The sequence below is a fragment of the Pseudomonas sp. TSO6 genome (genome assembly GCF_056098905.1).
In genome coordinates, this window is sequence record NZ_JBLZWV010000069.1 from 190,175 (window position 1) to 214,592 (window position 24,418).

Sequence of the window (24,418 nt, forward strand, 5' to 3'; positions counted from 1 at the left end):
CGCCCTAGAATGGCGGTAATTTTTTCCGGTGAAGCGATATGAACGACCAGCGCAAAGGCGAACACGCCGAACCCACCACCCACTTTGGCTACCAGGACGTACCTGAAAGCCAGAAGGCGAAAAAAGTCGCCGAAGTGTTCCACTCGGTGGCAGCCAAGTACGACCTGATGAACGATGTGCTTTCCGGCGGCATGCACCGCCTGTGGAAGCGCTTTACCATCGAGCTGTCGGGCGTGCGCAGCGGCAACCGGGTGCTGGACATCGCCGGCGGCACCGGTGACCTGGCCGCCAAGTTCTCGCGCCTGGTCGGCCCGACGGGTCAGGTGGTACTGGCCGACATCAACGAGTCGATGCTCAAGGTTGGCCGTGACCGCCTGCTGGACCGCGGTGTGGCCGGCAACATCGAGTTCGTCCAGGCCGACGCCGAAAAACTGCCGTTCCCGGACAACCACTTCGACTGCGTGACCATCGCTTTCGGCCTGCGCAACGTCACCCACAAGGACGAAGCCATCCGTTCGATGCTGCGCGTGCTCAAGCCCGGTGGCCGCCTGCTGATCCTGGAATTCTCCAAACCGACCAGCAAGCTGATGTCCAAGGCCTACGACGCCTACTCGTTCGCCTTCATGCCGCTGGCCGGCAAGCTGATCACCAACGACTCCGAAAGCTACCGGTATCTCGCCGAATCGATCCGCATGCACCCGGACCAGGAAACCCTGAAGAGCATGATGGTCGAGGCCGGTTTCGACCGCGTCACCTACCACAACATGACCAGCGGCATCGTTGCCGTGCACCGGGGGATCAAACCCTGATGCTGCTGGCCGGGCTGCTCGCCAGCGTCGAACATGGCCTGAACCGCGTCCTGCGCATGGACAGCACGGCCCTGCCGCGGCTGGCCGCGCTGGAAGGCAAGGTCATCGAGATCGACTGCCGCCAACCGGCCCTGCAGGTCTTCATCCTGCCCGATGAAGACGGCCTGATGCTTGCCGCCCACTGGGAAGGCGAAGTCGACTGCAGCCTGCGCGCACCGGCCGGCAGCCTGGCGCAACTGGCCTTGGCCAGGGACAAGACCGCCGTACTGCACAGCCCGCAGGTCGAACTGCATGGCGACAGCGCCGTGCTGCTCGACCTGTTTGGCGTGCTGCAGGACTTGGAGCTGGACTGGGAACACGAACTGCAACGCTGGCTCGGCCCGGTCGCCACGGCGCTGCTGGCAGGCCACATCCGCCTGCGTGCACGCTGGACCCGTCAGGGCCTGGCGCGCTTCAGCCAGAACCTTTCCGAGTACCTGGCCGAAGAGTCCCGCACCCTGGTAGGCAAGCGCGAAGCCGAAGCCGCCTTCAGTGAACTCGATGCCCTGAAGCTCGATACAGAACGCCTCGAGGCGCGCATCAAGCGCCTCTCCCGATCCCTTGATACCAGCGAAAACGCATGAAGCTGCTCGCCGTCCGCCGTCTTTTTCGCATCCAGCGCGTGGTGATTCGCTACCGTCTCGATGACCTGCTGTTCGAACAGCCCTTGCTGCCCTGGTGGCTGGCCAGCCTGCGCCTGCTGATGCCGTGGCGCTGGCTGCCACGCAAGCCCACCGAACTCAGCCGTGGCGCACGCCTGCGCCTGGCGCTGCAGGACCTGGGGCCGATCTTCATCAAGTTCGGGCAGTTGCTGTCCACCCGCCGCGACCTGCTGCCCACCGACATCGCCGACGAGCTGATGCTGTTGCAGGACCGCGTGCCGCCGTTCGACCCGAAACAGGCCGTGGCACTGATTGAAGCGCAGCTGGGTGCGAAGGTTGGCGAGGTGTTCAGCCGTTTCGACGTCGAACCGCTGGCCTCGGCCTCGGTGGCCCAGGTACACGCCGCACGCCTCAAGACGGGCGAAGAGGTGGTGGTCAAGGTGGTGCGCCCGGGCCTGAAGCCTGTAATCGCCCAAGACCTGGCCTGGTTGTTCCTGATTGCCAAGGCCGCCGAACGCGCCTCGGCCGATGCCCGCCGCCTGCACCCGGTGGAAATCGTCGGCGACTACGAAAAAACCATCTACGACGAGCTCGACCTGCTGCGCGAGGCTGCCAACGCCAGCCAGCTGCGGCGCAACTTTGAAGGCTCCGAACTGATGTACGTGCCCCAGGTGTACTGGGACCTGTGCCGCCCTAAAGTGCTGGTGATGGAACGCATCTACGGCGTACCGGTGACCGACATGGCCACCCTGGCCGACCAGCGTACCGACATGAAGCTGCTGGCTGAGCGCGGCGTGGAGGTATTCTTCACCCAGGTATTCCGCGACAGCTTCTTCCATGCCGACATGCACCCGGGCAATATCTTTGTCAGCACGGTCAAGCCGTGGAGCCCGCAGTACATCGCTATCGACTGCGGCATCGTCGGCAGCCTGACCGCCGAGGACCAGGACTACCTGGCGCGTAACCTGTTTGCCTTCTTCAAGCGTGACTATCGCCGCGTCGCCGAGTTGCACATCGACTCGGGCTGGGTGCCGGCGCATACCAAGGTCAACGAATTCGAAGCGGCGATCCGCACCGTGTGCGAGCCGATCTTCGAAAAACCGTTAAAGGATATTTCCTTCGGCCAGGTGCTGATGCGCCTGTTCCAGACCGCGCGGCGCTTCAACATGGAAGTGCAGCCGCAGCTGGTGCTGCTGCAGAAGACCCTCCTCAACATCGAAGGCCTGGGCCGCCAGCTGTACCCCGACCTGGACCTGTGGAGCACCGCCAAACCCTACCTCGAACGCTGGATGCGCGACCGCTACAGCCCCAAGGCCGTGCTCGGCAACATTCATGGGCAGGTCGAGCAGTTGCCGCACTTGACCAACATGGCCCGCGACCTGCTCGAACGCCTGTCGCAACCGCACCTGAACGATCCGCAACTGCCGGAACGCCGCCGCCAGGGTGACCGCTGGGCCCTGCGCCTGCTGGGCGCCGGCCTGCTCGGTGGTGGCGCGGTGCTGGCCGCAGGCGCCGTTGAGGCCGCCAGCCTGGCCGCCCCTGCTGCCTGGCCGGCCTGGCTGATGCTGGCCGCAGGCCTTTACCTGATCGTGCGCCAATAGCCAGCCGCGCCTGTGGCTGGCACACTAGCGCAAAGGGCCCGATACAGGAGCGGGCCCGCTTTGGAGTCGACGATGAAAGACTGGCTGGACGAGATCAAGTGGAACAGCGACGGCCTGGTACCGGCAATCGCCCAGGACCACAAGACCGGACGCGTGCTGATGATGGCCTGGATGAACCGCGAATCGCTGGCGCTGACCGCCACCGAACAGCGCGCCATCTACTGGTCGCGTTCGCGTGGCAAGCTGTGGCGTAAAGGCGAAGAATCCGGGCACGTGCAAAAACTGCATGAGCTGCGTCTGGACTGCGACGCCGACGTGATCATCCTGATGGTCGAGCAACTGGGCCATATCGCCTGTCATACCGGCCGTGAAAGCTGCTTCTACCGCGTCTTTGAAGACGGCCAGTGGAAAATCGTCGACCCGGTCCTGAAGGACCCGGATGCCATCTACAGCGCAGGACACTGACATGAGCGACACCCTCAACCGCCTGGCCGAAGTGCTTGAAGAACGCAAGCAAGCGGCGCCTGACAGCTCCTACGTAGCCAGCCTGTACCACAAGGGCCTGAACAAGATCCTCGAAAAGCTCGGCGAAGAGTCGGTCGAAACGATCATTGCCGCCAAGGACGCTGCCGTCAGCAAGGATTACAGCGATGTCATCTACGAAACCGCCGACCTGTGGTTTCATAGCCTGGTGATGCTCAGCGCGCTGGGCCAGCATCCACAAGCCGTGCTCGACGAACTGGATCGCCGTTTCGGCTTGTCCGGGCATGATGAGAAGGCCGCACGCCAGCCATCTGCCTGATGTATTTTTGGGGCGTTGCACGCCCCTGTGGGAGCGGGTTCACCCGCGAAGCATGCAACGCGGTATATGGCACCGGCTGCGCCGGTGTTCGCGGGTAAACCCGCTCCCACAAGGGCCGCGCTGCCAGACAGATTTGCTGTACCTGTAAATTTCGGGAGTACGAAATGGGTATTTTTGACTGGAAACACTGGATCGTCCTGCTGGTCGTCGTCGTCCTGGTGTTCGGCACCAAGAAGCTGAAAAACTTCGGCAGTGACCTGGGCGAGTCGATCAAGGGCTTCCGCAAGGCGATGAACGAAGAAGAGACCAAGCCGGCCGAGCAGACTCCGCCGCCTGCCCAGCCTGTGCCGCCGGTGCAAAACACTGCCCAGCCGCAACAAGGCCACACCATCGAAGGCCAGGCCCAACCGGTCCAAGAGCCGCAGCGGAAAGACTGACCCATGTTCGGCATCAGTTTCAGCGAGCTGCTACTCGTAGGTCTGGTCGCCCTGCTGGTGCTCGGCCCCGAGCGCCTGCCCGGTGCCGCGCGCACCGCAGGCCTGTGGATCGGCCGGCTCAAACGCAGCTTCAACAGCATCAAGATGGAAGTCGAGCGCGAAATCGGCGCCGACGACATCCGTCGCCAGCTGCATAACGAGCACATCCTGCAGATGGAAGAGGAAGCCAAGCGCATCCTCAACCCGATGACACCCCCTGCCCAGCCGCCGGTAACCACGGCCAGCGTGCAGCCACCTGCCGGGCTTGAGGCCAGGCCGGTCGAAGCACCTGCAACCCCGGTCGCATCCTCTGAACCGCCTCAACCGCCGCGAGCCCCATGAGCGAGAATCCGGAACACGACCAGCCGATGCCGCTGGTCTCGCACCTGACCGAACTGCGCACCCGCCTGCTGCGCTGTGTTGCCGTCATTTTCCTGATCTTTACCGGGCTGTTTTCCTTCGCCCAGCAGATCTACACCCTGGTCTCGGCGCCGCTGCGCGACCATTTACCGGCCAACGCGACGATGATCGCCACCGACGTGGCCTCGCCCTTCCTGACGCCGTTCAAGCTGACCATGATCGTCTCGCTGTTCCTGGCGATCCCGTTCATCCTGCAGCAGATCTGGGGTTTTATCGCACCGGGTCTGTACCGCCATGAAAGGCGCATCGCCATTCCGCTGCTGGTGTCGAGCATTCTGCTGTTCTACGCCGGTATGGCCTTTGCCTATTTCCTGGTGTTCCCGCTGATGTTCAGTTTCTTTGCCGCCGCCACCCCGGCAGGCGTGGCAATGATGACCGATATCGCCAACTACCTCGACTTTGTGATGACGCTGTTCTTCGCCTTTGGCGTCGCCTTCGAAATCCCGGTGGCAGTGGTGCTGCTGGTATGGATTGGCGTGGTCGACGTGAAGTACCTGAAGAAGGTCCGCCCTTACGTGATCATCGGCTGCTTCGTGGTCGGCATGATCCTCACCCCGCCGGACATCTTCTCCCAGACCCTGCTGGCAGTGCCCATGTGGCTGCTGTTCGAGGTCGGCGTGCTGTGCGGTAGCCTGATCCGCAAGCGCAGTGCCCACGACGAAGAAGCCAACGACCACAACGACCAGCCACCAGCGACCCAGCCGTGAATCTGTTGCTCCTTGAAGAGGCCGATTTCGTCTCGGCCGACCGCGTCGTTCTTGCTGATCGGCGCTTTACCCACATGCAGGAAATCCACCGCGTAGCGGTGGGCGACAACCTGCGCGTGGGCCGAATCAACGGCCTGATGGGCAAAGCCACGGTGCTGCGCCTGGAACAGCACGAGGCCGAACTTGAAGTGGTCTTCGACCAGCAGCCACCGGCGAAGCTGCCGTTGACCCTGGTGCTGGCGGTGCCGCGGCCGAAAATGCTGCGGCGGCTGTTCCAGACCGTGGCCACCCTCGGCGTATCACGGCTGATCCTGGTGAACAGTTACAAGGTCGAGAAAAGCTTCTGGCAAACGCCTTTCTTGCAGCCCGAGAGCATCCGCGACAACCTGATCCTCGGCCTGGAACAGGCGCGTGACACGGTGCTGCCCGAGGTGATCATCGAGAAACGCTTCAAGCCTTTCGTCGAAGACCGCCTACCCGCCATCGCCGCTGGCACCCTGGGCCTTGTGGGCCACCCCGGCCCTTACCCCGCCTGCCCGCGTGCCGTGGAACAAGCCGTAACCCTGGCCATCGGCCCCGAAGGCGGCTGGATCCCCTACGAAATTGACCTGTTGGGCAAGGCTGGCCTGGCACCGGTGCAGCTGGGTGATCGCATCCTGCGGGTAGAGACTGCCGTCACTGCGCTGCTTTCGCGTATTTTCTGACGTAAACGCCACTTTTTCGCCCATCAAGTTTCCCCCTCCCGGGCCGATGGCCTTGGCAACACAACAATTATTTGTGCTGCCAAGCCGCCGGGGAGTCGTACATGTACCAATGGTTAGCCCAATCGCTGGGCAATGTGAGCGTGAATCGCAAACTGGGGCTGGGTTTCGGCCTGGTGCTGCTGTTGACCCTGGCTATTACCCTGGCCGGCTGGCACGGCATGGACAGCATCATCGACCGTGGCGACAAGCTGGGTAACATCTCGGTCATCCAGCAGTACACCCAGGAACTGCGCATTGCCCGCCAGCATTACGAGCGCCGCAGTGATGACGCGTCGGTGGCCGAGCTGGAAAAAGCCCTGGCCAACCTCGACCGCCAGGTGCAGCTGATGCTCGGGCAGATCGAAAACACCGCCGACCGCCAGCGCCTGGAGCAGCAGCGCGAGGCCGTGCGCATTTACCAGCAGGCATTCAACGAGCTGAAGCAGGCCGGCCAGCGCCGCGAGGCCAGCCGTAGCGTGCTCGGCGACAGCGCTGACAAGGCTGCAGAGCTGATCGGCCGCGTGCAGCGGGGCCTGCTGCAAGGCGGCGATATCAACCAGTACCAGCACGCGGTAGACGTCAGCGCCCTGCTGCAACAAGCGCGTTTCCAGGTGCGTGGCTACACCTACAGCGGCAATGCCGAGTTCCAGCAAACGGGGCTGAAAGCCATCGACCAGGCCCTCGCCGAGCTGCGCGCATTGCCGGCCCAAGTGCCGGCCGAACATGCCGCCGGTCTCGACGATGCCGCCACCGCCATGGGCGGCTACCGCGATGCGGTCACCCAGTTCGGCAATGCCCAGGCCGCCAGCGAGCAGGCCCTGCAGCACATGGCCGAGCAAGGTACGCTGCTGCTACAGACCAGCCAGGCGATGACCACTTCGCAAACCGCCGTGCGTGACGCCGGCGCGACCCAGGCCAAGACCCTGCTCGCCGTGGCCACCGGGCTGGCCCTGGCCCTCGGCCTGCTGGCGGCATGGGCCATTACCCGGCAGATCATCATCCCCCTGCGCCAGACCCTGCGCGCCGCAGAGCGGGTCGCCAGTGGCGACCTGACCCAGAACCTGCAGGTAAACCGCCGTGACGAACTGGGCCAGCTGCAAGCGAGCATGCAGCGCATGACCCAAGGCCTGCGCGAACTGATCGGCGGCATCGGTGACGGTGTCACTCAGATTGCCAGTGCCGCAGAGGAGCTGTCGGCGGTAACCGAGCAGACCAGCGCTGGGGTCAACAACCAGAAGGTCGAAACCGACCAGGTAGCGACCGCCATGAACCAGATGACGGCCACCGTGCACGAGGTAGCCCGTAACGCCGAGCAGGCCTCGGAAGCCGCCCTGATGGCCGACCAGCAAGCCCGCGAAGGCGACCGGGTGGTGGGTGAGGCTGTGGCGCAGATCGAGCGGCTGGCGGGTGAAGTGATCAACTCCAGCGAAGCGATGAACCAGCTCAAGGCCGAGAGCGACAAGATCGGCAGCGTGCTCGACGTGATCAAATCGGTGGCTCAGCAGACCAACCTGCTGGCGCTGAACGCGGCTATCGAAGCTGCCCGCGCCGGCGAGGCCGGGCGTGGCTTTGCCGTGGTGGCCGATGAAGTACGCAGCCTGGCCCAGCGCACCCAGCAGTCGACTGAAGAGATCGAAGAGCTGATTGCCGGCCTGCAAAGCGGCACCCAACGGGTGGCCAGCGTGATGGACAACAGCCGCCAGCTGACCGACAGCAGCGTCGAGCTGACCCGCCGCGCCGGCAGCTCGCTGGAGACCATTACCCGCACCGTGTCGTCGATTCAGGCGATGAACCAGCAGATTGCCACGGCAGCCGAGGAACAGACAGCCGTGGCCGAGGAGATCAACCGTAGCGTGATGAATGTGCGGGATATATCCGACCAGACCTCGGCGGCAAGTGAAGAGACGGCCAGTTCGAGTGTGGAGCTGGCTCGCCTGGGGACCCACCTGCAGGGGTTGGTGGGGCGGTTCAAACTTTGATCTGAGGGATGGATCACCTGCACTGGCCTCTTCGCGGGTAAACCCGCTCCCACAGGTATCGCGCAGGCTTCAAGGGCTGAGCAGTACCTGTAGGAGCGGGTTTACCCGCGAAGAGGCCAGTGCGGGCATAACCTTCCTACACTTCGCAGCGAAATTTCCTACCCGGTTTTCAGGTCAAGTCCTACAGCTCCGCTGCCGATTGGCAGAGGTGAGATGCCAGCAATGCGCTTGCATCCCCTTTCTTGAATGGACGGAGACTCAACATGCTCGGATACCTCAACCGCAAGCTCGGCAACATCAGTGTCGCTGCCAAGCTGGCCCTCGGCTTTGCGGTGGTCCTGCTGCTTACCCTGGCCACCACCCTCAGCGGCTGGCGTGCACTGGATGGTGCCATCGTGCGCTCGCAGCAACTCAGCGAAATAGGCCTGATCAACGACCTGACCAAAGACCTGCGTGCAGAGCGCATCACCTACCGCGTGCTTACCGATGACGCCAGCAAAGCGCGCATCGGCAGTATCCTCGAGCAACTCGACAGCATGCTGAGCACCTTGCAACAACGCAGCAGCGTCGATGAATCCCGGCAGTTGCTGTCCGAAAAACTGGCGCTGCTGCAGCGCTTGCGCGACGACTTCAACGAGCTGCAACGCGGCGTCACCAACCGCATCGCCCTGCGCGAGGCCATGCAGACACAAGAGCAGAAACTCAACGAGGCGATCGACGAACTGCAGACCCAGGCCTTGCTGCAGATGCCTGCCGACAGCCAGCAAAGTGGTGTACTGGGCCTGATGGACACCTTCAACAGGCACGTCGACGCTGCCAACCAGCAGAGCCTGGTGCCCGCCTACACCTTCTCCCCGGTCGAGGACTTTGCCAAAGTCGGCGACAGCGCCCTGAACGCCGCCGACAGTAGCCTTGGGCAACTGCTGCAAAGCCTTGCACCGCTGGGCTTGCCACGCGCGGTCACGGAGCAGCCAGGCGTCGAGCTGGCCAAGTACCGCACCAGCCTGGACCAGTACCGGCGCGCTGCCGTGCGCGTCGAACAGTTGCAGAACAACATGGAAAACATGGGCAATGAGTTGCGAGCGGTGAGCCTGGAACTTGGCAAGCGCAAGGTTGAGCAACGCGACCACGAAGCACTGGCCGCACGTTCATTGCTGACCAGTGTGGCGCTGCTGGCGCTGGCGGTGGGGGTGCTGGCCGCTTGGCTGATCACTTTGCAGATCACCCAGCCGTTGCGCCAGACCCTGGCGGTGGCCGCACGTATTGCCAAGGGGGATCTGAGCCAGGTGGACACAGTGCAACGCCGCGACGAGATGGGCCAGTTGCAAACCAGCATGCGCGAGATGACCTTGAGCCTGCGTGAACTGATCGGCGGCATCGACCAAGGGGTCGGCCAACTGTCACAGGCCGCTTCGCAGCTGGCAGCCAGCAGCGAAGACACCAAGCTGCGCATCAACCAGCAGCGCGAGGAAACCGACCAGGTGGCCACCGCCATGAACCAGATGAGCGCCACGGTGCAGGAAGTTGCACAGAATGCCGAGCAGGCGTCGATGGCGGCGACCAATGCCGACCAGCAGGCGCAGCTGGGCGATCAAGTGGTCTCCGAGGCCATCAACCGTATCGAGCAACTGGCTGGGCAAATGGACCATTGCCTGGCGGCCATGCAGCACCTGGCAGGTGAAAGTCAGCGCATCGGCAGCATTCTCGATGTGATCAAGTCGGTGTCCGAACAAACCAACCTACTGGCACTGAACGCCGCCATCGAGGCCGCCCGAGCCGGCGAAGCCGGGCGTGGTTTTGCTGTGGTCGCCGATGAAGTCAGAGGGTTAGCGCAGCGCACACAGCAGTCCACCGAAGAGATCGAACAGCTGATCGAAAGCCTGCACAGCGGCACCGACCAGGTCACCAGCCTGCTCGACAACAGCAAGCGCCTGACCGAGCAGAGCGTCGAACTGAGCCGCAAGGCGGGGGATGCCCTGAGCCAGATCACCGATACGGTGTCGAGTATCCAGGGCATGAACCAGCAAATCGCCACGGCCAGCGAGGAGCAGAGCGTGGTGGCCGAGCAAATCAACCGCAGTGTGATCAGTGTGCGCGATGCGTCAGACCAGACCAGTGCAGCCAGTGAGCAGACGGCAGCTTCGAGTGGGGAGCTGGAGCAGCTGGGGCAGCAGCTACGGGGGATGGTGGGGCGGTTCAGCCTTTGAAATTGCCGGGGCCGCGTGGCGGCCCCTTGCGCGCTGCAGGGCTTGCTCAAGTGATAAAGAGCATATTTACGCTCATGGCTAAACTGTTAATTCTGCCAGTTGTGCTGGCGCAGGCGGGGCCTATGATCAATTGCACCCTATTAAAGCGAGCGCCGAAGCCAATGTCCCCAAAAAAATTGTACTTCCGCAATGGGAATACGCTTGCGAACATCAGCGCAGCCGATAGCCAAACCCGCCTACTTAGGGCGATGGGAGTTCCACTGGGTCAATTAAGCTCAGCGCCTGAGAGGGCCCGCCTTCTTGCAACTGATGAAGCACACTCCATTCTAAGTGCGCAGCACACACAAGGTATTCAAGCGTCCCAATACAGTCCCTATGGCCACCGTGCCGTCGAAAACCAAGCGACTGCATTGGGCTATAATGGCGAGCTGTTGGAACCCTTCGATTACTATTTGCTGGGTCATGGCAACCGAGCGTACAGCACTCGCCTGAGGCGCTTTCTATCCCCCGACCGAGCGGGAATTTTTTTAAAAAATAACTTCAATTGTTATGCCTATGCTGCCGGTGACCCGGTTAATTACACAGACCCTTCGGGCAATTCACCAGTATCTATCAAGGGCGCACTTAGGCAGCTCGGCCTCATGAAAGCAAGCAGCCCTCAAAAAACTACTACTTCAACTGGTTTTACAATTACTTTTTCAGATACTTTTGCAGAGTCCGCACGCCAATTTTACGGATTACTCGGACATTTCGACGAGTTACCCAATAATCGAACCAGAACTCTTGCACATAGAGTTAAACAACGTGAAGCTCTGCCCCCACTGGAGAACCAGAAGAAAAATTTATTGAGAAGTAGCAAGGAGCTGCCCGCAGCACATGTCGGTACATCGAGAAGTAGCCAGGACCTGTCCGCAGCACATGTCGGTACACCGCCAAGCGTCGAACCGACAGAAAAATTTGCAAGCGAGAGAGTATTGACTAGCTTTGATGTTGTACAAATTCGGACCTATGACTCGGTCACCTCATACGTGACAAAGCTTTGAGTTTTTCTTCCGCTTTCGCTGGGGCCAATCCATTGTTGAATGGGTGGGGCCGTATCCAGTGGTAATGGCTCATCAGGTACTGGCTGATGCCTCGGTAAGCTTGCTGCCCAGTCAGGTACGCCGTGGTCGGTATCCACTCTGAGTTCAAGCTACGAAATACTCGCTCCATCGGCGCGTTATCCCAGCAGCTGCCTCGGCGGCTCATGCTCTGGCGCATGCGGTAGCGCCACAGTCTCTGGCGGAACTGACGGCTGCCATATTGCGACCCCTGGTCGGAGTGGAACAGTAGCCCTAGAGGCTTAGCGTTGTTCGTAAGCCACGTCCAGCGCTTTGACCACGAGGTCGGCGTCCGGCTTTTCTGATAAGGCCCAGCCCACTGCGCTGTACGCCGCCATCGAGGCCGCCCGAGCCGGCGAAGCCGGGCGTGGTTTTGCTGTGGTCGCCGATGAAGTCAGAGGGTTGGCGCAGCGCACACAGCAGTCCACCGAAGAGATCGAACAGCTGATCGAAAGCCTGCACAGCGGCACCGAGCAGGTCACCAGCCTGCTCGACAACAGCAAGCGCCTGACCGAGCAGAGCGTCGAACTAAGCCGCAAGGCCGGGGATGCCTTGAGCCAGATCACCGATACGGTGTCGAGTATCCAGGGCATGAACCAGCAAATCGCCACGGCCAGCGAGGAACAAAGCGTGGTGGCCGAGCAGATCAACCGAAGCGTGATCAATGTGCGGGATCTGTCGGATCAGACCAGTGCGGCCAGCGAACAGACGGCGGCCTCGAGCGGGGAGCTAGAGCAGTTGGGGCAGCAATTGCGGGGGATGGTTGGGCGGTTCAGCATTTGAGATTACCGGGGCTGCTTTGCAGCCCCTCGACCATTCAATCTAAGCTTGGGCATAAAGAATTACCAGAGCGCACAAACCTGGCATTTTTGCCAGTTGTCGGGGCTACCTGGCTGCCCGCATCCTTGAGGCCATGACTCAATAGGGATGCTTCTCATGAGTGATCGTCAGTTACGATTTTATCAGCATGATCGGCTCGCATCTATTGGAGTGCCCGGTAGCTCAGTAAGAGTGATGAACGCGGCCAGCACTCCGGTCTGTCAGCTAGGGGGGCCACCCTTTACCGAGAACAAGCTGCTTGCTGTCGACAGAGCAACGTCCGTATTGGCTTCGATCCAGAGTTCTGCCATCAACAGCGTGGCTTACTGTGCTTACGGAAATAACGGCACTGGGCCTTTACCTGTATCACTGGGCTTCAACGGAGAGCATCGGGAAGCTTTCGGTGTGTACTTGTTAGGCCGCGGAGAACGTGGATACAGCCCCAGTCTTAAGCGATTCATTTCTGCCGATCGTACCAGCATATTCTTGGCCGGCAACCTTAATGCATATGCTTACACAGCGGGCGACCCGATTAACTATAATGATCCTTCAGGGAATATCCGTGGACCTATAGCGCGCTACAGGGATTGGAAAGCTGGAAAAGAGCTAGTCAAAGCCTCAGAAAATTTAAAACATCAGATAGACAGCACTTCCTATTTGAAGTTTAACGTCGTCCAAGAAGGTAAAAATAATGCTCATAGGAAGAGAGAGATCCTTGCGATCGATACCGAGCTTAAAGAAATTGATGCTAAAATTTTAGCGCTCATCGACGACATGCGCACAATGGACGGCACAGTCACATACGAAAAAAGCAAAGACGGCCTCAAGGCAAGTTACTTATACAAAAATTACGCCGACAAAGCGTCCGAATCGAAGAAACTTGAAGCCAATCGTATCCAATTGGTCACAGAGCGCCAAAAACTAGAAAAAATACAGTCGCAAGTTGAGGCGGCAGAGTGGCGACTTAAACAAAACGAAATAGCAATTCAGGCAGCGCGCGACCGTCTAGAGTATCTAAAAAAGAAATATCCTCATGTAGCTATGAAAGCAATTAGAACAACCCTTTAACTCCCCTACCGCGCAATTATTCATTTTCAAGTTGCTTTCCAAAACAACGAATGGGTGATGTAGCCAACCCGCAGGAAGCGAGCATGGGGGTTGGCTACGCCCTACCGCCCACTAGGTTTCACAATACCTGGCGCAGAAACGCCTGCGCACGCGGGTCCTTCGGCGCATCGAAGAATGCCTCTGGGGCGGCATCCTCCAGCAGCTTGCCGTGATCGAAGAACAGCACCCGGTCCGCCACTTCGCGGGCAAAGCCCATTTCATGGGTGACGCAGACCATGGTCATGCCTTCCTGGGCCAGGGTCTTCATCACGTCCAGCACTTCGCCGACCATTTCCGGGTCCAGCGCCGAGGTCGGCTCGTCGAACAGCATCACTTTCGGGTCCATCGCCAGGGCACGGGCAATCGCCACGCGCTGTTGCTGGCCGCCCGACAAGCGCGACGGGTATTCGTTGGCCTTCTGCGAAATACCCACCTTCTCCAGCAACGCCCGGGCCTTGGCTTCACGCTCGGCCTTGTTGCGCTTGCGCACCACCTTCTGCGCCAAGCACAGGTTTTCCAGCACGGTCATGTGCGGGAACAGGTTGAAGTGCTGGAACACCATGCCGACTTCGCGGCGGTAGGCGTTGATGTCGGTCTTCGGGTCGGCCAGTTGCAGGCCGTCGATGGCCACATGGCCTTGGTCGAAATGCTCCAGGCCGTTGAGGCAGCGCAGGAAGGTGGACTTGCCCGAACCCGATGGGCCGAGCACTACCACCACTTCGCCTTTGGCGACCTGGGTGGTGACGTTGTCCACAGCCCGTACCACTTGGCCACGGGTGTCGAAGACTTTCAGCAGGTCACGGACTTCAATCACTTTGCGCAAGCCTCCGCTCGAGCCGGCTGGCCAGGTGCGACAGCGGCAGGTTGATCAGCAGGTACAGACCTGCCACGCAGAACCAGATCTCGAAGGTCGAGAACGAGGTGGTGATGGCCTCGCGGCCGCTCTTGGTCAGTTCGGTGATGGCGATCACCGAAACCAGCGAGGTGTCCTTGACCAGGCTGATGAACTGGCCAGCCAACGGCGGCAGCACGCGCTTGAAAGCCTGCGGCAGGATCACGTGGCGCATCGACTGGCCGGCGTTCAGGCCCAGCGAGCGCGCGGCTTCGTTCTGGCCCTTGGTGATGGACTGCACGCCAGCACGGACGATTTCTGCCACGTAGGCGCCCGTGAACAGTGCCAGCGCCGCCACCCCGGCGAACTCGCGGGACAGGTTGAGCACGGTGCCGATGAAGAAGTAGAAAATGAAGATCTGCACCAGCAGTGGCGTGCCGCGCACCAGTTCGACATAAACGGTCGAGAGGTCACGCAGGGTCGGGTTGCTGGACAACCGGCACAAGCCCGCGAACAAGCCGATGACCAGGCCCAGCGCGCCGGACACCACCGACAGCCACAACGTTGTCCACAGGCCCCAGGCCAGCGGGCCGGCTGCCCAATGGCGGGTGACGCCAATCTGGTCGCCTTCGGCCACATCGTCGCCGCGGCTCAGTTGCAGGCTGTCCTTGGCCACTTCAAGCACCTGCTCGTCACCTTGCTCGTCCTTCAGCGTGACGCGGGCGTTATCGCCGGCAATGACGATCTCCTGCACGGTGCCATAACCGGCAGCGCGCTGAACGTCTTCGGCCTTGTAGGCAAAGTACTGCGGTACGCGGTTCCAGCGCCACTCGTAGGACATCATCGAGGTGGCCATGTACAGGCTGATCGCCAGGCCGACCAGCACCAGGGCGGTCAGCCCGTGCCAGGGCCACTGGGCTTTCTTGTGTTTGATCACGTGGGGTACTTCCGTAAATGCGAACGCGCAGGGTTTGCCTGCGCGTCGGGGTCAAAGCCGGGCTTGTGGCCTGGGCCTTATTCCATGTCCTTCAGCCAGTCCTTGTTCTTGAACCACTTGTCGTGAATACGATCATAGGTCCCGTCATGCTTGATCTGGTGCAGGAAGTTGTTGATGAAGTTGATGCTGTCGTAGTCGCCTTTCTTCAAGCCGAAAGCCAGCGGCTCGTAGGTGAAGGGCTCTTCGAGGAACAGCAGCTTGCCGGCACCGGCTTTCTCCACGGCTACCACGTTGTATGGGGCGTCGTAGACGAAGGCATCAGCCTTGCCGTTGACCACGTCCATCACCGCTTCCTGTTCGTTGTCGTAGCCGTGGTACTTGGCTTTGCCGATCAACTTCTTGGAGACCATTTCACCGGTGGTGCCCAGCTTGGAGGTCAGGCGGTACTTCTCGTTGTTCAGGTCTTTGTACGACTTGATCTCGCCCGCCAGTTCCTTGCGGATCAGCAGGGTCTGGCCAACGACGATGAAGGGTTCGCTGAAGTTCAGGCGCAGGTTGCGTTCCTGGGTCAGGGTCATGCCGCTGCCGATCATGTCGAACTTGTCGGTCAGCAGGGCCGGGATGATGCCGTCATAAGCCGTGGAGACCGCTTCGAACTTGACGCCCATGGACTTGGCCATGGCCTTGAGAATGTCGACTTCAAAGCCGATGATCTCGCCACGCTTGTTGGTCATCTGGAACGGCATGTAGGTCGGGTCCATGCCCACCTTGAGGGTGCCGCGCTTGACCGCGTCATCGATGGCGCCTGCCTGGGCCGCAGTTACAGCGACCAGGGCGGTTACACCGACCAGCAGTCGCGAAAGGTATTGCTTGATCATCACCAAGTCCCCTAGCAAGAAAAGTAGCGAATCTTATTGTGTTGGCACGGCCGTACCGGCCGAGGCGTCGTATCGGAATGGGATGCTAACGCATGGCGGCTCGGGGACCTAGCGCCGGGGGGGACTTTGTTGGCCAAAATCCGATTAGGCAGGAATATTGGGGAGCCTTCATCGCCGGCAAGCCAGCTCCCACAGGATTCACACAGGCCAGAGGCTTGCGCAATACCTGTGGGAGCTGGCTTGCCGGCGAATGGGCCGCAAAGCGGCCCCAGGCCGATCAGGCGCCGACGAGTGCCGGTTGACCTTCATTTTCCGGGTGCAGCGGCAACAGCGGCGAGTGCGGGTCGTTCTTGATAGAAGCGCGCCACACGTCGATCCACGCCGCGTTGTGCTCTGCCCACACCTGCTCGTGCAGGCGGGCCAGCGCCACCGGGTCGCTGAGCAGGGCCAGGCGGGTGTTGAGGTCCAGCCCTTGGGGCCCGACTTCCATGGCCTTGGCCACGCGCTCGGCACGCAGCGCTTCAATCGGCGCCGCCTGGCCATGACGGGCAGTGGCCATGGCGCAGGCCAGGGCGTTCTGCCGTGGGTCGACCACGGCCCGCACGAAGCCGTCATGCAGCGCATGCCAGCGGTTTTCGTGGGTGTACTGGTCGGTAGCCAGCAGCTCTTGCGGAGTGGCGTATTCCTCAGGGATGAGGAACAGCTTCTCGTCCTTGGCGGCCAGGCCCAGGCGGGTGCGGCTGGAGATCACCGAAACCGGGATCGACAGCATCAGCGAGCCAACGATTGGCGCCAGCCACCATAGGAAGGCCGGGTTCAGCCAGGCCACCAACCCAGCCCAGGCAATGCCCAGCAAGGTTTGCGGGCCATGGCGACGCATAGCCTCGCCCCACGGCGTGGAGTCGTCGTCACGCTGCGGCGAGTTCCAGGTCGCAGCCCAGCCGAGGAACGCGGCCAGCACGAAGCGGGTGTGGAAGATCATGCGCACCGGTGCCAGCAGCATGGAGAACAGCATCTCCATCAGCATCGACAGGGTGACCTTGACCCGTCCGCCAAACTCGACAGCGCCCTTGGCCCAGATCAGGATGATGCTCAGCAGCTTGGGCAGGAACAGCAACACGATGGTGGTGGAGAACAGCGCCACGGCCTTCTCCGGGTGCCACTGCGGCCATAGCGGGTAGAGCTGGTACGGTTCGATGAAGTACTGCGGCTCCATCAGGGTGTTGGTCGCCAGCAACGCGGTCGACAGCACCAGGAACAGGAACCACAGCGGCGCCGACAGGTACGACATCACCCCGGTAAGGAACACCGCACGGTGTACCGGGTGCATGCCCTTGACCAGGAACAGGCGGAAGTTCATCAGGTTGCCGTGGCACCAGCGGCGGTCGCGCTTGAGCTCGTCGAGCAGGTTGGGCGGCAGCTCTTCGTAGCTGCCCGGCAAGTCGTAGGCGATCCACACGCCCCAGCCGGCACGGCGCATAAGCGCGGCTTCGACGAAGTCGTGGGAAAGGATTGCACCGGCGAACGCGCCCTTGCCCGGCAACGGCGCCAAGGCGCAGTGCTCGATGAACGGCTTCATGCGGATGATCGCGTTGTGGCCCCAATAGTGCGACTCGCCCAGCTGCCAGAAGTGCAGGCCAGCGGTGAACAGTGGGCCGTACACGCGGGTGGCAAACTGCTGCATGCGTGCATAGAGGGTGTCCATGCCCGAAGCTTTCGGCCCGGTCTGGATGATGCCGGCGTCCGGGTTGGCCTCCATCAGGCGCACCAGGCTGCTCAGGCACTCGCCGCTCATGACGCTGTCGGCGTCGAGCACGACCATGTACTTGTACTCGCCACCCCAGCGACGGCAGAAATCGTCGAGGTTGCCGCTCTTGCGCTTCACCCGGCGCCGACGGCGGCGGTAGAAGATGCGCCCGAAGCCTTTGGTTTCACGGCACACGTCCAGCCAGGCTTGTTGTTCGGCCACGGCAATGTCGGTGTCGTTGGTGTCGCTGAGCACGAAGAAGTCGAAACGGTCGAGGTTGCCGCTGGCGGCCACCGACTCGAACGTTGCGCGCAGGCCGGCAAACACGCGCGGCACGTCTTCGTTGCAGATCGGCATCACCAGCGCGGTACGCGCCTCGGGTGCAATTGGCTCGTTGCCGGCGCTGCTGCCCGAAATCTTGTATTTGTCGCGACCGGTGAGCAGCTCGAGGAAGCCCATCAGTGCGGTCCAGAAGCCCGCCGACACCCAGCAGAACAGGATGCCGAAGAGGACCAGGATGGAGGTTTGCAAGGCATACGGCCACACCTGCACCACGGTATCCCACAGCGGCTGGCTGAGGACTTCGTCAAGGTCGACGAACGACCAGCCCTGGTACGGCAGGATGCCTTTCATATACCAACCGGCGACGATGGTCTGGCCGATCATCAGGGTCAGCAGGATATAACGGCGGATCGAGCCAACCGTGCGCCAGCGTGCCGGCGGCAGCTCGCGCTTGGGTGGCTGCGGCGCGTTGGGGCGGCCGGTCATGCGCCTCCACATGCGGATCAGCACGTTGGTGCGCCAAGGCTCAGGCACAACTTTGGTGCGCTTGATCGGTGGGGCGATCTTCAGGCAAAGGCGGCCGCTGCCGTCGACGCCGAGCATTTCGGCGTCTTCCAGTTCGGCAGCGCTGCCCACGGTGAGGCGCGGGCCAACCGAGGCCTGCACGGCCTCGGTGGGGCTGGCGGCCGGGTCGGCCGCCAGGCGTTGGTGCAGCTCACTGAACGACGTGCAACTGGCGAGTTCCGCCCGTTGCTCGTCACTCAGTGGCAGGTGAGCCAGGTACTCGCCAAGCGATACTGGCCTTGCGTTTGAGTTACTCATCGGCAGGCAACTGATAGCTCCAGGTCTCGGTCAGCACCTTCTCGGTGGTGGCCGGGGTCCCGTTGGTGGGCGCCGCATCGGCGGCAGGTTGTTCAGCCTTGGCAGGTTGCTCGGCCTTGACGGCTTTCTCGGCCTTGGCATGCTTGGCTGCGGCCTTGTCCTGCTTGGCGTCCTGGGCAGGTTTGGCGGGCTCGACCGGCACATCACGCACCAGCGCGGCACGCATTCCGGTGGATTTGTTGGCTTCCTTGACCTTCAGGCGCAGGGTCAGGCGCCAGCCCTTGGTCTCAGGGTTATAGCGCAGATTGTTCTCGACCACCTCGGCGTTGTCGTCAACGCTGATCTGGCTGCGCACTGCGGCGTCTTCCGGCAATGCGGCCAGGGCCGGGCCGGCGAAGTCGACCAGGAAGGCCACACTGCCGTCTGGCTGGCGGATCAGGTTGGACTGCTTGACGTCACCGGTGGAGCGCAGGGTCTGCTTGACCGAGCCCAGCTCAGGCGCCTGGAACTTCGCCTCGTCGATGGTCCAGTGCAGGCGGTAGGCGTACTCGATCGGCTTGCCTGCCTCCGGCAGTTTCTCCGGGCTCCAGAAGGCCACGATGTTGTCGTTGGTCTCGTCCGCAGTCGGGATTTCGACCAGGTCGACGGTGCCCTTGCCCCAGTCACCCTTCGGCTCGATCCAGGCGCTTGGGCGCTTCTGGTAGTTGTCGTCGAGGTCTTCATAATCGCTGAAGGCACGCTGGCGCTGCATCAGGCCGAAACCACGCGGGTTCTCGACGCTGAAGTTGCTCACGGCCAGGTGTTTCGGGTTGTTCAGCGGGCGCCACAGCCACTCGCCATTGCCGGCGTGGATCGACAGGCCTTCGGAGTCGTGCAGGGCCGGACGGTAGTTGAGGACCTTGGACGGCTGGTTGGGGCCGAAGAGGAACATGCTGGTCAGCGGGGCAATGCCCAGGCGGCTGACCTGGTCACGCAGGAACACGCGTGACTGCACGTCGACCACGGTGTCGTTGCCCGGGCGCAGGGTCAGCTTGTAGGCGCCGGTGGAGCGCGGCGAATCCAGCAGGGCGTAGATCACCAGGTGCTTGTCGGCCGGCTTGGGCTTCTCGACCCAGAACTCGGTGAAGCGCGGGAATTCCTCGCCCGACGGCAGCGCAGTGTCAATGGCCAGGCCACGGGCCGACAGGCCATACACATGGCCCTTGCCGACCACGCGGAAGTAGCTGGCGCCCAGCAAGGTCATGATCTCGTCTTGCTTGTCAGCCTTGTTGATCGGGTACAGCACGCGGAAACCGGCATAACCCAGGTTCTTGGTGGTTTCCGGGTCGTGTGGCACGTCACCGAACTCGAAGCGGCTCGGGTCGTACTTGATTTCCTCGACCTTGGAAGCGGTGACCTCGTTGATTTTCACCGGGGTGTCGAAGTGCATGCCCTGGTGGTAGAACGACAGCTTGAACGGGGTCTTGTCCTTGGCCCACTCGGCCTTTTCCTGCAGGAAATGAATTTTCTGATAGTCCGCGAACTTCATGTCGCGGAATACTGCCGGCAGGTTGCTTTTTGGTGCGTCGTACTTCTGGCCGGCCAGATCCTTTGCCTTGGCTGCAACATCGTCAAGATTGAATGCCCACAGCTGGCCCGCGCTCATCAGGCCGACCACTGCCACACTGGCCATCAGGGCCTTGCGTAGCCGGATGCCGGGGATTCTTGATGCTTTTTGGGGACTAACAATCACGAGCAACCCTCGCCGAAAACAGATCATGAAACCAACGGCCAGCGACTAATGCCGGGTTGGCGAGCACTGTTCGGACCCCGTGAGGGCGTAATGATTCCCCAAACGGATCCAGACAATGCTCGAGTCAGAGTGAAACGAACCTGCGAACGCAGGTCCATGCAGCGCGCGATTATCCAGCAGGTCGCGTGACAACGCATCAGGCTGGAACAACTATTTATCGTACAAAACCCCTTGTTTTCCTGTAAACAAAGGGTTTTTTGACCTCATATTTGTAACATAAATGTTACGGGGCCATCATTGACCAGATGCACCTGCATGTCTGCCCCGAATTGCCCGCTCGCCACGTCGGCATGCTGGCGCTTCGCTTGCTGCAAAAGATAGTCGAACAATTCAGCCCCGAGGGCCGGCGGCGCTGCCGTCGAGAAGCTCGGGCGCATGCCGTTGCGGGTGTCCGCCGCCAAGGTGAACTGCGACACCAGCAACAAACCACCCCCGACATCCTTGAGCGACAGGTTCATCTTGCCTTGCTCATCGCTGAATACACGGTAGTTCAGCAGCTTGTGCAACAGTTTATCGGCCTGCTCGCGGGAATCTTCAGGCTCGACGGCCACCAGCACCAGCAAACCCTGGTCGATGGCGCCAACCACCTGCCCCGCCACTTCAACCCGCGCACCGCGCACGCGCTGCAGCAAACCCCTCATGCTTCTTCCAGGGGCAGGTCGAGCAGGCGCCGGGCCATCTGCTCGGCTGCCCGCACCAGGGCATCGGTGATGCCCGGCTCGGACGCGGCGTGGCCGGCGTCGCGGATCACCTTCAGTTCGCTGTTCGGCCAGGCCTGGTGCAGGGCCCAGGCGTTGTCCAGCGGACAGATCACGTCATAGCGACCGTGCACGATCACCGCTGGCAGGTGGGCGATCTTCGGCAGGTCGCGGATCAGCTGGCCCGGTTCGAGGAAGGCGTTGTTCATGAAATAGTGGCATTCGATACGGGCGATCGACAGCGCACGCTGCGGCTCGGAGAAGCGGTCGACCACCAGCGGGTTCGGGCGCAAGGTGGCAGTACGGCCCTCCCAGGTAGACCACGCCTTGGCGGCGTGCATCTGGGCAATCTGATCGTTACCGGTGAGGCGCTTGTGGAAGGCCTTGACCAGGTCGCCGCGTTCTTCCGGCGGAATCGGCGCGATGTAGTCCTGCCAGTAGTCGGGGAACAGGCGGCTGGCGCCCTCCTGGTAGAACCACTCGATCTCCTGCGGCCGGCACAGGAAGATGCCGCGCAGGATCAGCCCATGCACACGCTCGGGGTGGGTCTGGGCGTAGGCCAGGGCCAGGGTCGAGCCCCACGAGCCGCCGAACAGCACCCATTTGTCGATGCCCAGGTGCTCGCGGATACGCTCCAGGTCCTCGACCAGGTGCCAGGTTGTGTTGTTCTCCAGGCTCGCATGGGGCGTGGAGCGGCCACAGCCGCGCTGGTCGAAGGTGATGATGCGGTACAGGTTGGGGTCAAAGTAGCAACGGCTCTGGGCATCGCAGCCAGCACCCGGGCCACCGTGGATGAATACCACGGGCAGACCTTCCGGCGAGCCGCTTTCATCGACATACAGCACATGCGGCGCTTCCACGGCCAGATCGTGCCGGGCGTAGGGTTTGATCTGCGGGTAGAGGGTCTGCATTGCGCACTCCGTGTGAGGATATTGACTGCCGTTGGGCATCATAAACCTGAATTGCGCTTTGAGCACCGCCTCTTCCACTCAACGCTGGTATCGTTCTGCCCCCCAAGCCAGCAGCGCTTGCAAAAGCTGCTTCAGAACCACCTGCGTCGGTTGCGCCAGGTCTTCCCGGTAGGTAAACGGCTCGGTTTCCTCCATGTACGTGCTTTGCGCCAACTCCAGCTGCACCGCATGGATATGCTTCGCGGGGTCACCATAGTGCCGGGTGATGTGTCCGCCTTTGAACCGACCATTCAATACATGACTGTAACCTGTCGCTTCGGCGCACACGCCCTGCAACCGCTCGGCCAGCACCGGATCGCAGCTGGCGCCATTGAAGGTACCCAGGTTGAAGTCCGGCAACTTGCCATCGAACAGGTGCGGGATGTGCGAGCGGATCGAGTGGGCATCCCACAACAGGGCATAGCCAAACTGCTCACGCAACCGGTCCAGTTCGCGACGAAGGGTACCGTGATACGGGCGCCAGATCTGTTCCAGGTAGCGTTTGCGTTCTTCGCCAGACGGCGCCAACCCCTGCTTGAACAGCGGCTCGCCCTCGAACAACGTGGCCGGGTACAGGCCAGTGGTGGCGCCTGCGTACAACGGCTTGTCGTCATCCGGGCGGTTCAGGTCGATGACGAAGCGCGAGTACTCTGCGGCTACCACGCTGGCGCCCAGGTCGCGGGCGAAGTCGTACAACTGCGGGATGTGCCAGTCGGTGTCCGGCAAGCTGCGCGCCTCCTCGACCAGGCCATCACGCACGGCGTCGCTCAGGCGCAGGCCGGCGTGCGGCATGCTGATCAGCAGCGGCAGGCGGCCTTGGTGAAAACTCAGAACCTTGTCCATCGTGCCTCGCTCAGTTGGAGATTTCGTGGCCCTTGCGCACCACGCGCTTGGGCAGGTCGCCACCCAGCCAGTAGGCCAGGTCGGCGGGGCGTTCGATTTGCCAGGCGACGAAGTCGGCTACCTTGCCCACTTCCAGCGAGCCGTGGCTGTCGCCCAGGCCCAACGCCGTGGCGGCATGCACGGTGACGCCGGCCAAGGCTTCTTCCGGCGTCATGCGGAAACACGTGCAGCCCATGTTCAACATCAGCCGCAGCGACAGCCCTGGCGAGGTGCCGGGGTTGAGGTCGCTGGCCAGGGCAATCTTCACCCCGTGGCGGCGCAATGCATCCATCGGTGGCAGCTGGGTTTCACGCAAGAAATAGAAGGCGCCCGGCAGCAGCACGGCGACCGTGCCGGCTGCGGCCATGGCAATGGCGTCTTCCTCGGTCATGAACTCAAGGTGGTCGGCCGACAGCGCCTGGTAGCGGGCCGCCAGGCTCGAGCCATGCAGCGACGACAGCTGTTCGGCGTGCAGCTTGACCGGCAGGCCCAGCTCACGCGCCTTGATGAACAGCCGCTCGACCTGGGCCGGGGAGAACGCCAGGTGTTCACAGAACGCATCGACCGCATCCACCAGGCCTTCGGCGGCCAGGGCCGGCAGCATCTCGTCACAGATGTGCGCGATGTAGTCGTCGGCCCGGCCGGCGTACTCCGGCGGCAGGGCGTGCGCGGCCAGGCAGGTGGCGCGCACCGCCAGCGGCAGCTCGTCGGCAAGGCGCCGGGCCACGCGCAGCATCTTGCGCTCGTTGGCCAGGTCCAGGCCGTAACCGGACTTGATCTCGAGGGTGGTCACACCATCGCGCATCAGCGCCTGCACCCGCTGGCGGGCACTGGCGAACAGCTCGTCCTCGCTGGCCGCGCGGGTGGCCCGCACGGTGCTGGCGATACCGCCGCCCTGGGCGGCGATTTCGGCGTAGCTGACGCCTTGCAGGCGCTGCTCGAACTCGCCACTGCGGTTGCCACCGAACACGGCGTGGGTGTGGCAATCGATCAGCCCGGGGGTGACCCAGGCGCCGCCCAGGTCCACCGTGCGGTCAGCGTCGACCGGCGCCAGCTCGGCGCGTGGGCCGATCCATTCGATCAGCCCGGCGCTGGTGACGATGGCCGCGTCTTCGATGGCCGAGTAACGGCCCTCGGCCATGGTTGCCACATGGCAATGCTGCCAGACGGTTCTCATGCACAATCTC

22 protein-coding genes and 3 pseudogenes are annotated in these 24,418 nt (G+C 62.1%); 15 read left to right on the plus strand and 10 right to left on the minus strand.

Annotated elements, in window-relative coordinates:
- Positions 1–38 precede the first annotated feature (38 nt).
- The 13 genes and pseudogenes from ubiE (at position 39) to ACN6NG_RS27795 (ending at position 11,428) form a co-directional block, all read left to right on the plus strand.
- Positions 39–809 (plus strand): bifunctional demethylmenaquinone methyltransferase/2-methoxy-6-polyprenyl-1,4-benzoquinol methylase UbiE, encoded by a 771-nt coding sequence (gene ubiE, locus ACN6NG_RS27735; RefSeq protein ID WP_063423341.1) that lies wholly within the window; start codon positions 39–41, stop codon positions 807–809.
- Positions 809–1,432, plus strand: a complete 624-nt coding sequence (locus ACN6NG_RS27740) for a ubiquinone biosynthesis accessory factor UbiJ (RefSeq protein ID WP_019472590.1) — start codon at positions 809–811, stop codon at positions 1,430–1,432. The genes ubiE and ACN6NG_RS27740 overlap by 1 nt, the downstream gene beginning before the upstream one ends.
- Positions 1,429–3,051, plus strand: a complete 1,623-nt coding sequence (ubiB, locus tag ACN6NG_RS27745) for a ubiquinone biosynthesis regulatory protein kinase UbiB (RefSeq protein WP_063423340.1) — start codon at positions 1,429–1,431, stop codon at positions 3,049–3,051. The genes ACN6NG_RS27740 and ubiB overlap by 4 nt, the downstream gene beginning before the upstream one ends.
- Positions 3,052–3,123: 72 nt before the next feature.
- The gene (gene hisI, locus ACN6NG_RS27750) at positions 3,124–3,516 is read left to right on the plus strand and encodes a phosphoribosyl-AMP cyclohydrolase (protein WP_019472588.1); all 393 of its coding nucleotides are present in this window, start codon (positions 3,124–3,126) and stop codon (positions 3,514–3,516) included.
- Between the two features lies 1 nt (position 3,517).
- Complete coding sequence (locus ACN6NG_RS27755) at positions 3,518–3,853, plus strand: phosphoribosyl-ATP diphosphatase (protein ID WP_016489563.1); 336 nt, start codon at positions 3,518–3,520, stop codon at positions 3,851–3,853.
- Between the two features lie 164 nt (positions 3,854–4,017).
- Positions 4,018–4,290 (plus strand): twin-arginine translocase TatA/TatE family subunit, encoded by a 273-nt coding sequence (locus tag ACN6NG_RS27760; protein ID WP_016489564.1) that lies wholly within the window; start codon positions 4,018–4,020, stop codon positions 4,288–4,290.
- 3 nt (positions 4,291–4,293) lie between these two features.
- Positions 4,294–4,671 (plus strand): Sec-independent protein translocase protein TatB, encoded by a 378-nt coding sequence (tatB, locus tag ACN6NG_RS27765; RefSeq protein ID WP_016501992.1) that lies wholly within the window; start codon positions 4,294–4,296, stop codon positions 4,669–4,671.
- Positions 4,668–5,456, plus strand: a complete 789-nt coding sequence (tatC, locus tag ACN6NG_RS27770; RefSeq protein ID WP_474317241.1) for a twin-arginine translocase subunit TatC — start codon at positions 4,668–4,670, stop codon at positions 5,454–5,456. The genes tatB and tatC overlap by 4 nt, the downstream gene beginning before the upstream one ends.
- Complete coding sequence (locus ACN6NG_RS27775) at positions 5,453–6,160, plus strand: 16S rRNA (uracil(1498)-N(3))-methyltransferase (RefSeq protein WP_063423339.1); 708 nt, start codon at positions 5,453–5,455, stop codon at positions 6,158–6,160. The genes tatC and ACN6NG_RS27775 overlap by 4 nt, the downstream gene beginning before the upstream one ends.
- A 218-nt stretch (positions 6,161–6,378) precedes the next feature.
- Positions 6,379–7,323: pseudogene (locus ACN6NG_RS27780) on the plus strand (methyl-accepting chemotaxis protein); the annotation flags it as partial.
- Positions 7,324–7,464: 141 nt separating this feature from the next.
- Positions 7,465–8,178: a methyl-accepting chemotaxis protein gene (locus ACN6NG_RS27785; protein ID WP_371321170.1), complete on the plus strand. Its 714-nt coding sequence runs from the start codon at positions 7,465–7,467 to the stop codon at positions 8,176–8,178.
- 263 nt (positions 8,179–8,441) lie between these two features.
- Positions 8,442–10,385: a methyl-accepting chemotaxis protein gene (locus ACN6NG_RS27790; protein ID WP_353456424.1), complete on the plus strand. Its 1,944-nt coding sequence runs from the start codon at positions 8,442–8,444 to the stop codon at positions 10,383–10,385.
- Between the two features lie 74 nt (positions 10,386–10,459).
- Complete coding sequence (locus tag ACN6NG_RS27795) at positions 10,460–11,428, plus strand: RHS repeat-associated core domain-containing protein (protein ID WP_474317245.1); 969 nt, start codon at positions 10,460–10,462, stop codon at positions 11,426–11,428.
- Here ACN6NG_RS27795 and ACN6NG_RS27800 read toward each other — a convergent pair.
- Positions 11,403–11,805: pseudogene (locus ACN6NG_RS27800) on the minus strand (DDE-type integrase/transposase/recombinase); the annotation flags it as partial. The gene ACN6NG_RS27795 and the pseudogene ACN6NG_RS27800 sit on opposite strands and share 26 nt — an antisense overlap.
- A 1-nt stretch (position 11,806) precedes the next feature.
- Between ACN6NG_RS27800 and ACN6NG_RS27805 the strand changes: the two are divergent.
- Positions 11,807–12,268, plus strand: a pseudogene (locus tag ACN6NG_RS27805) (methyl-accepting chemotaxis protein); the annotation flags it as partial.
- 153 nt (positions 12,269–12,421) lie between these two features.
- Positions 12,422–13,372, plus strand: a complete 951-nt coding sequence (locus ACN6NG_RS27810; protein ID WP_169725168.1) for an RHS repeat-associated core domain-containing protein — start codon at positions 12,422–12,424, stop codon at positions 13,370–13,372.
- A gap of 118 nt (positions 13,373–13,490) precedes the next feature.
- Here ACN6NG_RS27810 and ACN6NG_RS27815 read toward each other — a convergent pair whose 3' ends face one another.
- From ACN6NG_RS27815 to hutI, 9 genes are all read right to left on the minus strand, one after another.
- On the minus strand, positions 13,491–14,225 hold the full coding sequence (locus ACN6NG_RS27815; protein WP_063423440.1) for an amino acid ABC transporter ATP-binding protein: 735 nt from the start codon (positions 14,223–14,225) through the stop codon (positions 13,491–13,493).
- The gene (locus ACN6NG_RS27820; RefSeq protein WP_016501998.1) at positions 14,218–15,180 is read right to left on the minus strand and encodes an amino acid ABC transporter permease; all 963 of its coding nucleotides are present in this window, start codon (positions 15,178–15,180) and stop codon (positions 14,218–14,220) included. Before ACN6NG_RS27820 ends, ACN6NG_RS27815 begins: the two co-directional genes overlap by 8 nt.
- A 77-nt stretch (positions 15,181–15,257) precedes the next feature.
- Entirely contained in the window at positions 15,258–16,055 is a 798-nt protein-coding gene (locus ACN6NG_RS27825) for a transporter substrate-binding domain-containing protein (RefSeq protein WP_024717349.1), read from the minus strand.
- A gap of 280 nt (positions 16,056–16,335) precedes the next feature.
- Positions 16,336–18,909 (minus strand): glucans biosynthesis glucosyltransferase MdoH, encoded by a 2,574-nt coding sequence (gene mdoH / locus ACN6NG_RS27830; RefSeq protein ID WP_063423334.1) that lies wholly within the window; start codon positions 18,907–18,909, stop codon positions 16,336–16,338.
- Positions 18,902–20,641, minus strand: a complete 1,740-nt coding sequence (locus ACN6NG_RS27835; protein ID WP_205896226.1) for a glucan biosynthesis protein G — start codon at positions 20,639–20,641, stop codon at positions 18,902–18,904. The genes mdoH and ACN6NG_RS27835 overlap by 8 nt, the downstream gene beginning before the upstream one ends.
- A 263-nt stretch (positions 20,642–20,904) precedes the next feature.
- Positions 20,905–21,342, minus strand: coding sequence for a D-aminoacyl-tRNA deacylase (dtd, locus tag ACN6NG_RS27840; RefSeq protein ID WP_049275031.1), 438 nt, complete (start codon positions 21,340–21,342; stop codon positions 20,905–20,907).
- The gene (gene pip, locus ACN6NG_RS27845; RefSeq protein ID WP_474317251.1) at positions 21,339–22,310 is read right to left on the minus strand and encodes a prolyl aminopeptidase; all 972 of its coding nucleotides are present in this window, start codon (positions 22,308–22,310) and stop codon (positions 21,339–21,341) included. Before pip ends, dtd begins: the two co-directional genes overlap by 4 nt.
- Positions 22,311–22,388: 78 nt before the next feature.
- Positions 22,389–23,192 carry an N-formylglutamate deformylase gene (gene hutG / locus ACN6NG_RS27850; RefSeq protein ID WP_474317253.1) on the minus strand — a complete coding sequence of 268 codons (804 nt, stop codon included), beginning with the start codon at positions 23,190–23,192 and terminating at the stop codon, positions 22,389–22,391.
- A gap of 10 nt (positions 23,193–23,202) precedes the next feature.
- Positions 23,203–24,408 (minus strand): imidazolonepropionase, encoded by a 1,206-nt coding sequence (hutI, locus tag ACN6NG_RS27855; protein WP_084966651.1) that lies wholly within the window; start codon positions 24,406–24,408, stop codon positions 23,203–23,205.
- Positions 24,409–24,418 lie beyond the last annotated feature (10 nt).

Coding starts and splice junctions, on each gene's coding strand:
- ACN6NG_RS27760 (WP_016489564.1), top strand. CDS start 4,018: ATGGGTATTTTTGACTGGAAACACTGGATCGTCCTGCTGGTCGTCGTC.
- hutI (WP_084966651.1), bottom strand. CDS start 24,408: ATGAGAACCGTCTGGCAGCATTGCCATGTGGCAACCATGGCCGAGGGC.
- ACN6NG_RS27810 (WP_169725168.1), top strand. CDS start 12,422: ATGAGTGATCGTCAGTTACGATTTTATCAGCATGATCGGCTCGCATCT.
- hisI (WP_019472588.1), top strand. CDS start 3,124: ATGAAAGACTGGCTGGACGAGATCAAGTGGAACAGCGACGGCCTGGTA.
- ACN6NG_RS27740 (WP_019472590.1), top strand. CDS start 809: ATGCTGCTGGCCGGGCTGCTCGCCAGCGTCGAACATGGCCTGAACCGC.
- dtd (WP_049275031.1), bottom strand. CDS start 21,342: ATGAGGGGTTTGCTGCAGCGCGTGCGCGGTGCGCGGGTTGAAGTGGCG.
- ubiE (WP_063423341.1), top strand. CDS start 39: ATGAACGACCAGCGCAAAGGCGAACACGCCGAACCCACCACCCACTTT.
- ACN6NG_RS27785 (WP_371321170.1), top strand. CDS start 7,465: ATGAACCAGATGACGGCCACCGTGCACGAGGTAGCCCGTAACGCCGAG.
- tatB (WP_016501992.1), top strand. CDS start 4,294: ATGTTCGGCATCAGTTTCAGCGAGCTGCTACTCGTAGGTCTGGTCGCC.
- ubiB (WP_063423340.1), top strand. CDS start 1,429: ATGAAGCTGCTCGCCGTCCGCCGTCTTTTTCGCATCCAGCGCGTGGTG.
- pip (WP_474317251.1), bottom strand. CDS start 22,310: ATGCAGACCCTCTACCCGCAGATCAAACCCTACGCCCGGCACGATCTG.
- ACN6NG_RS27790 (WP_353456424.1), top strand. CDS start 8,442: ATGCTCGGATACCTCAACCGCAAGCTCGGCAACATCAGTGTCGCTGCC.
- mdoH (WP_063423334.1), bottom strand. CDS start 18,909: ATGAGTAACTCAAACGCAAGGCCAGTATCGCTTGGCGAGTACCTGGCT.
- ACN6NG_RS27795 (WP_474317245.1), top strand. CDS start 10,460: ATGGCTAAACTGTTAATTCTGCCAGTTGTGCTGGCGCAGGCGGGGCCT.
- tatC (WP_474317241.1), top strand. CDS start 4,668: ATGAGCGAGAATCCGGAACACGACCAGCCGATGCCGCTGGTCTCGCAC.
- hutG (WP_474317253.1), bottom strand. CDS start 23,192: ATGGACAAGGTTCTGAGTTTTCACCAAGGCCGCCTGCCGCTGCTGATC.
- ACN6NG_RS27755 (WP_016489563.1), top strand. CDS start 3,518: ATGAGCGACACCCTCAACCGCCTGGCCGAAGTGCTTGAAGAACGCAAG.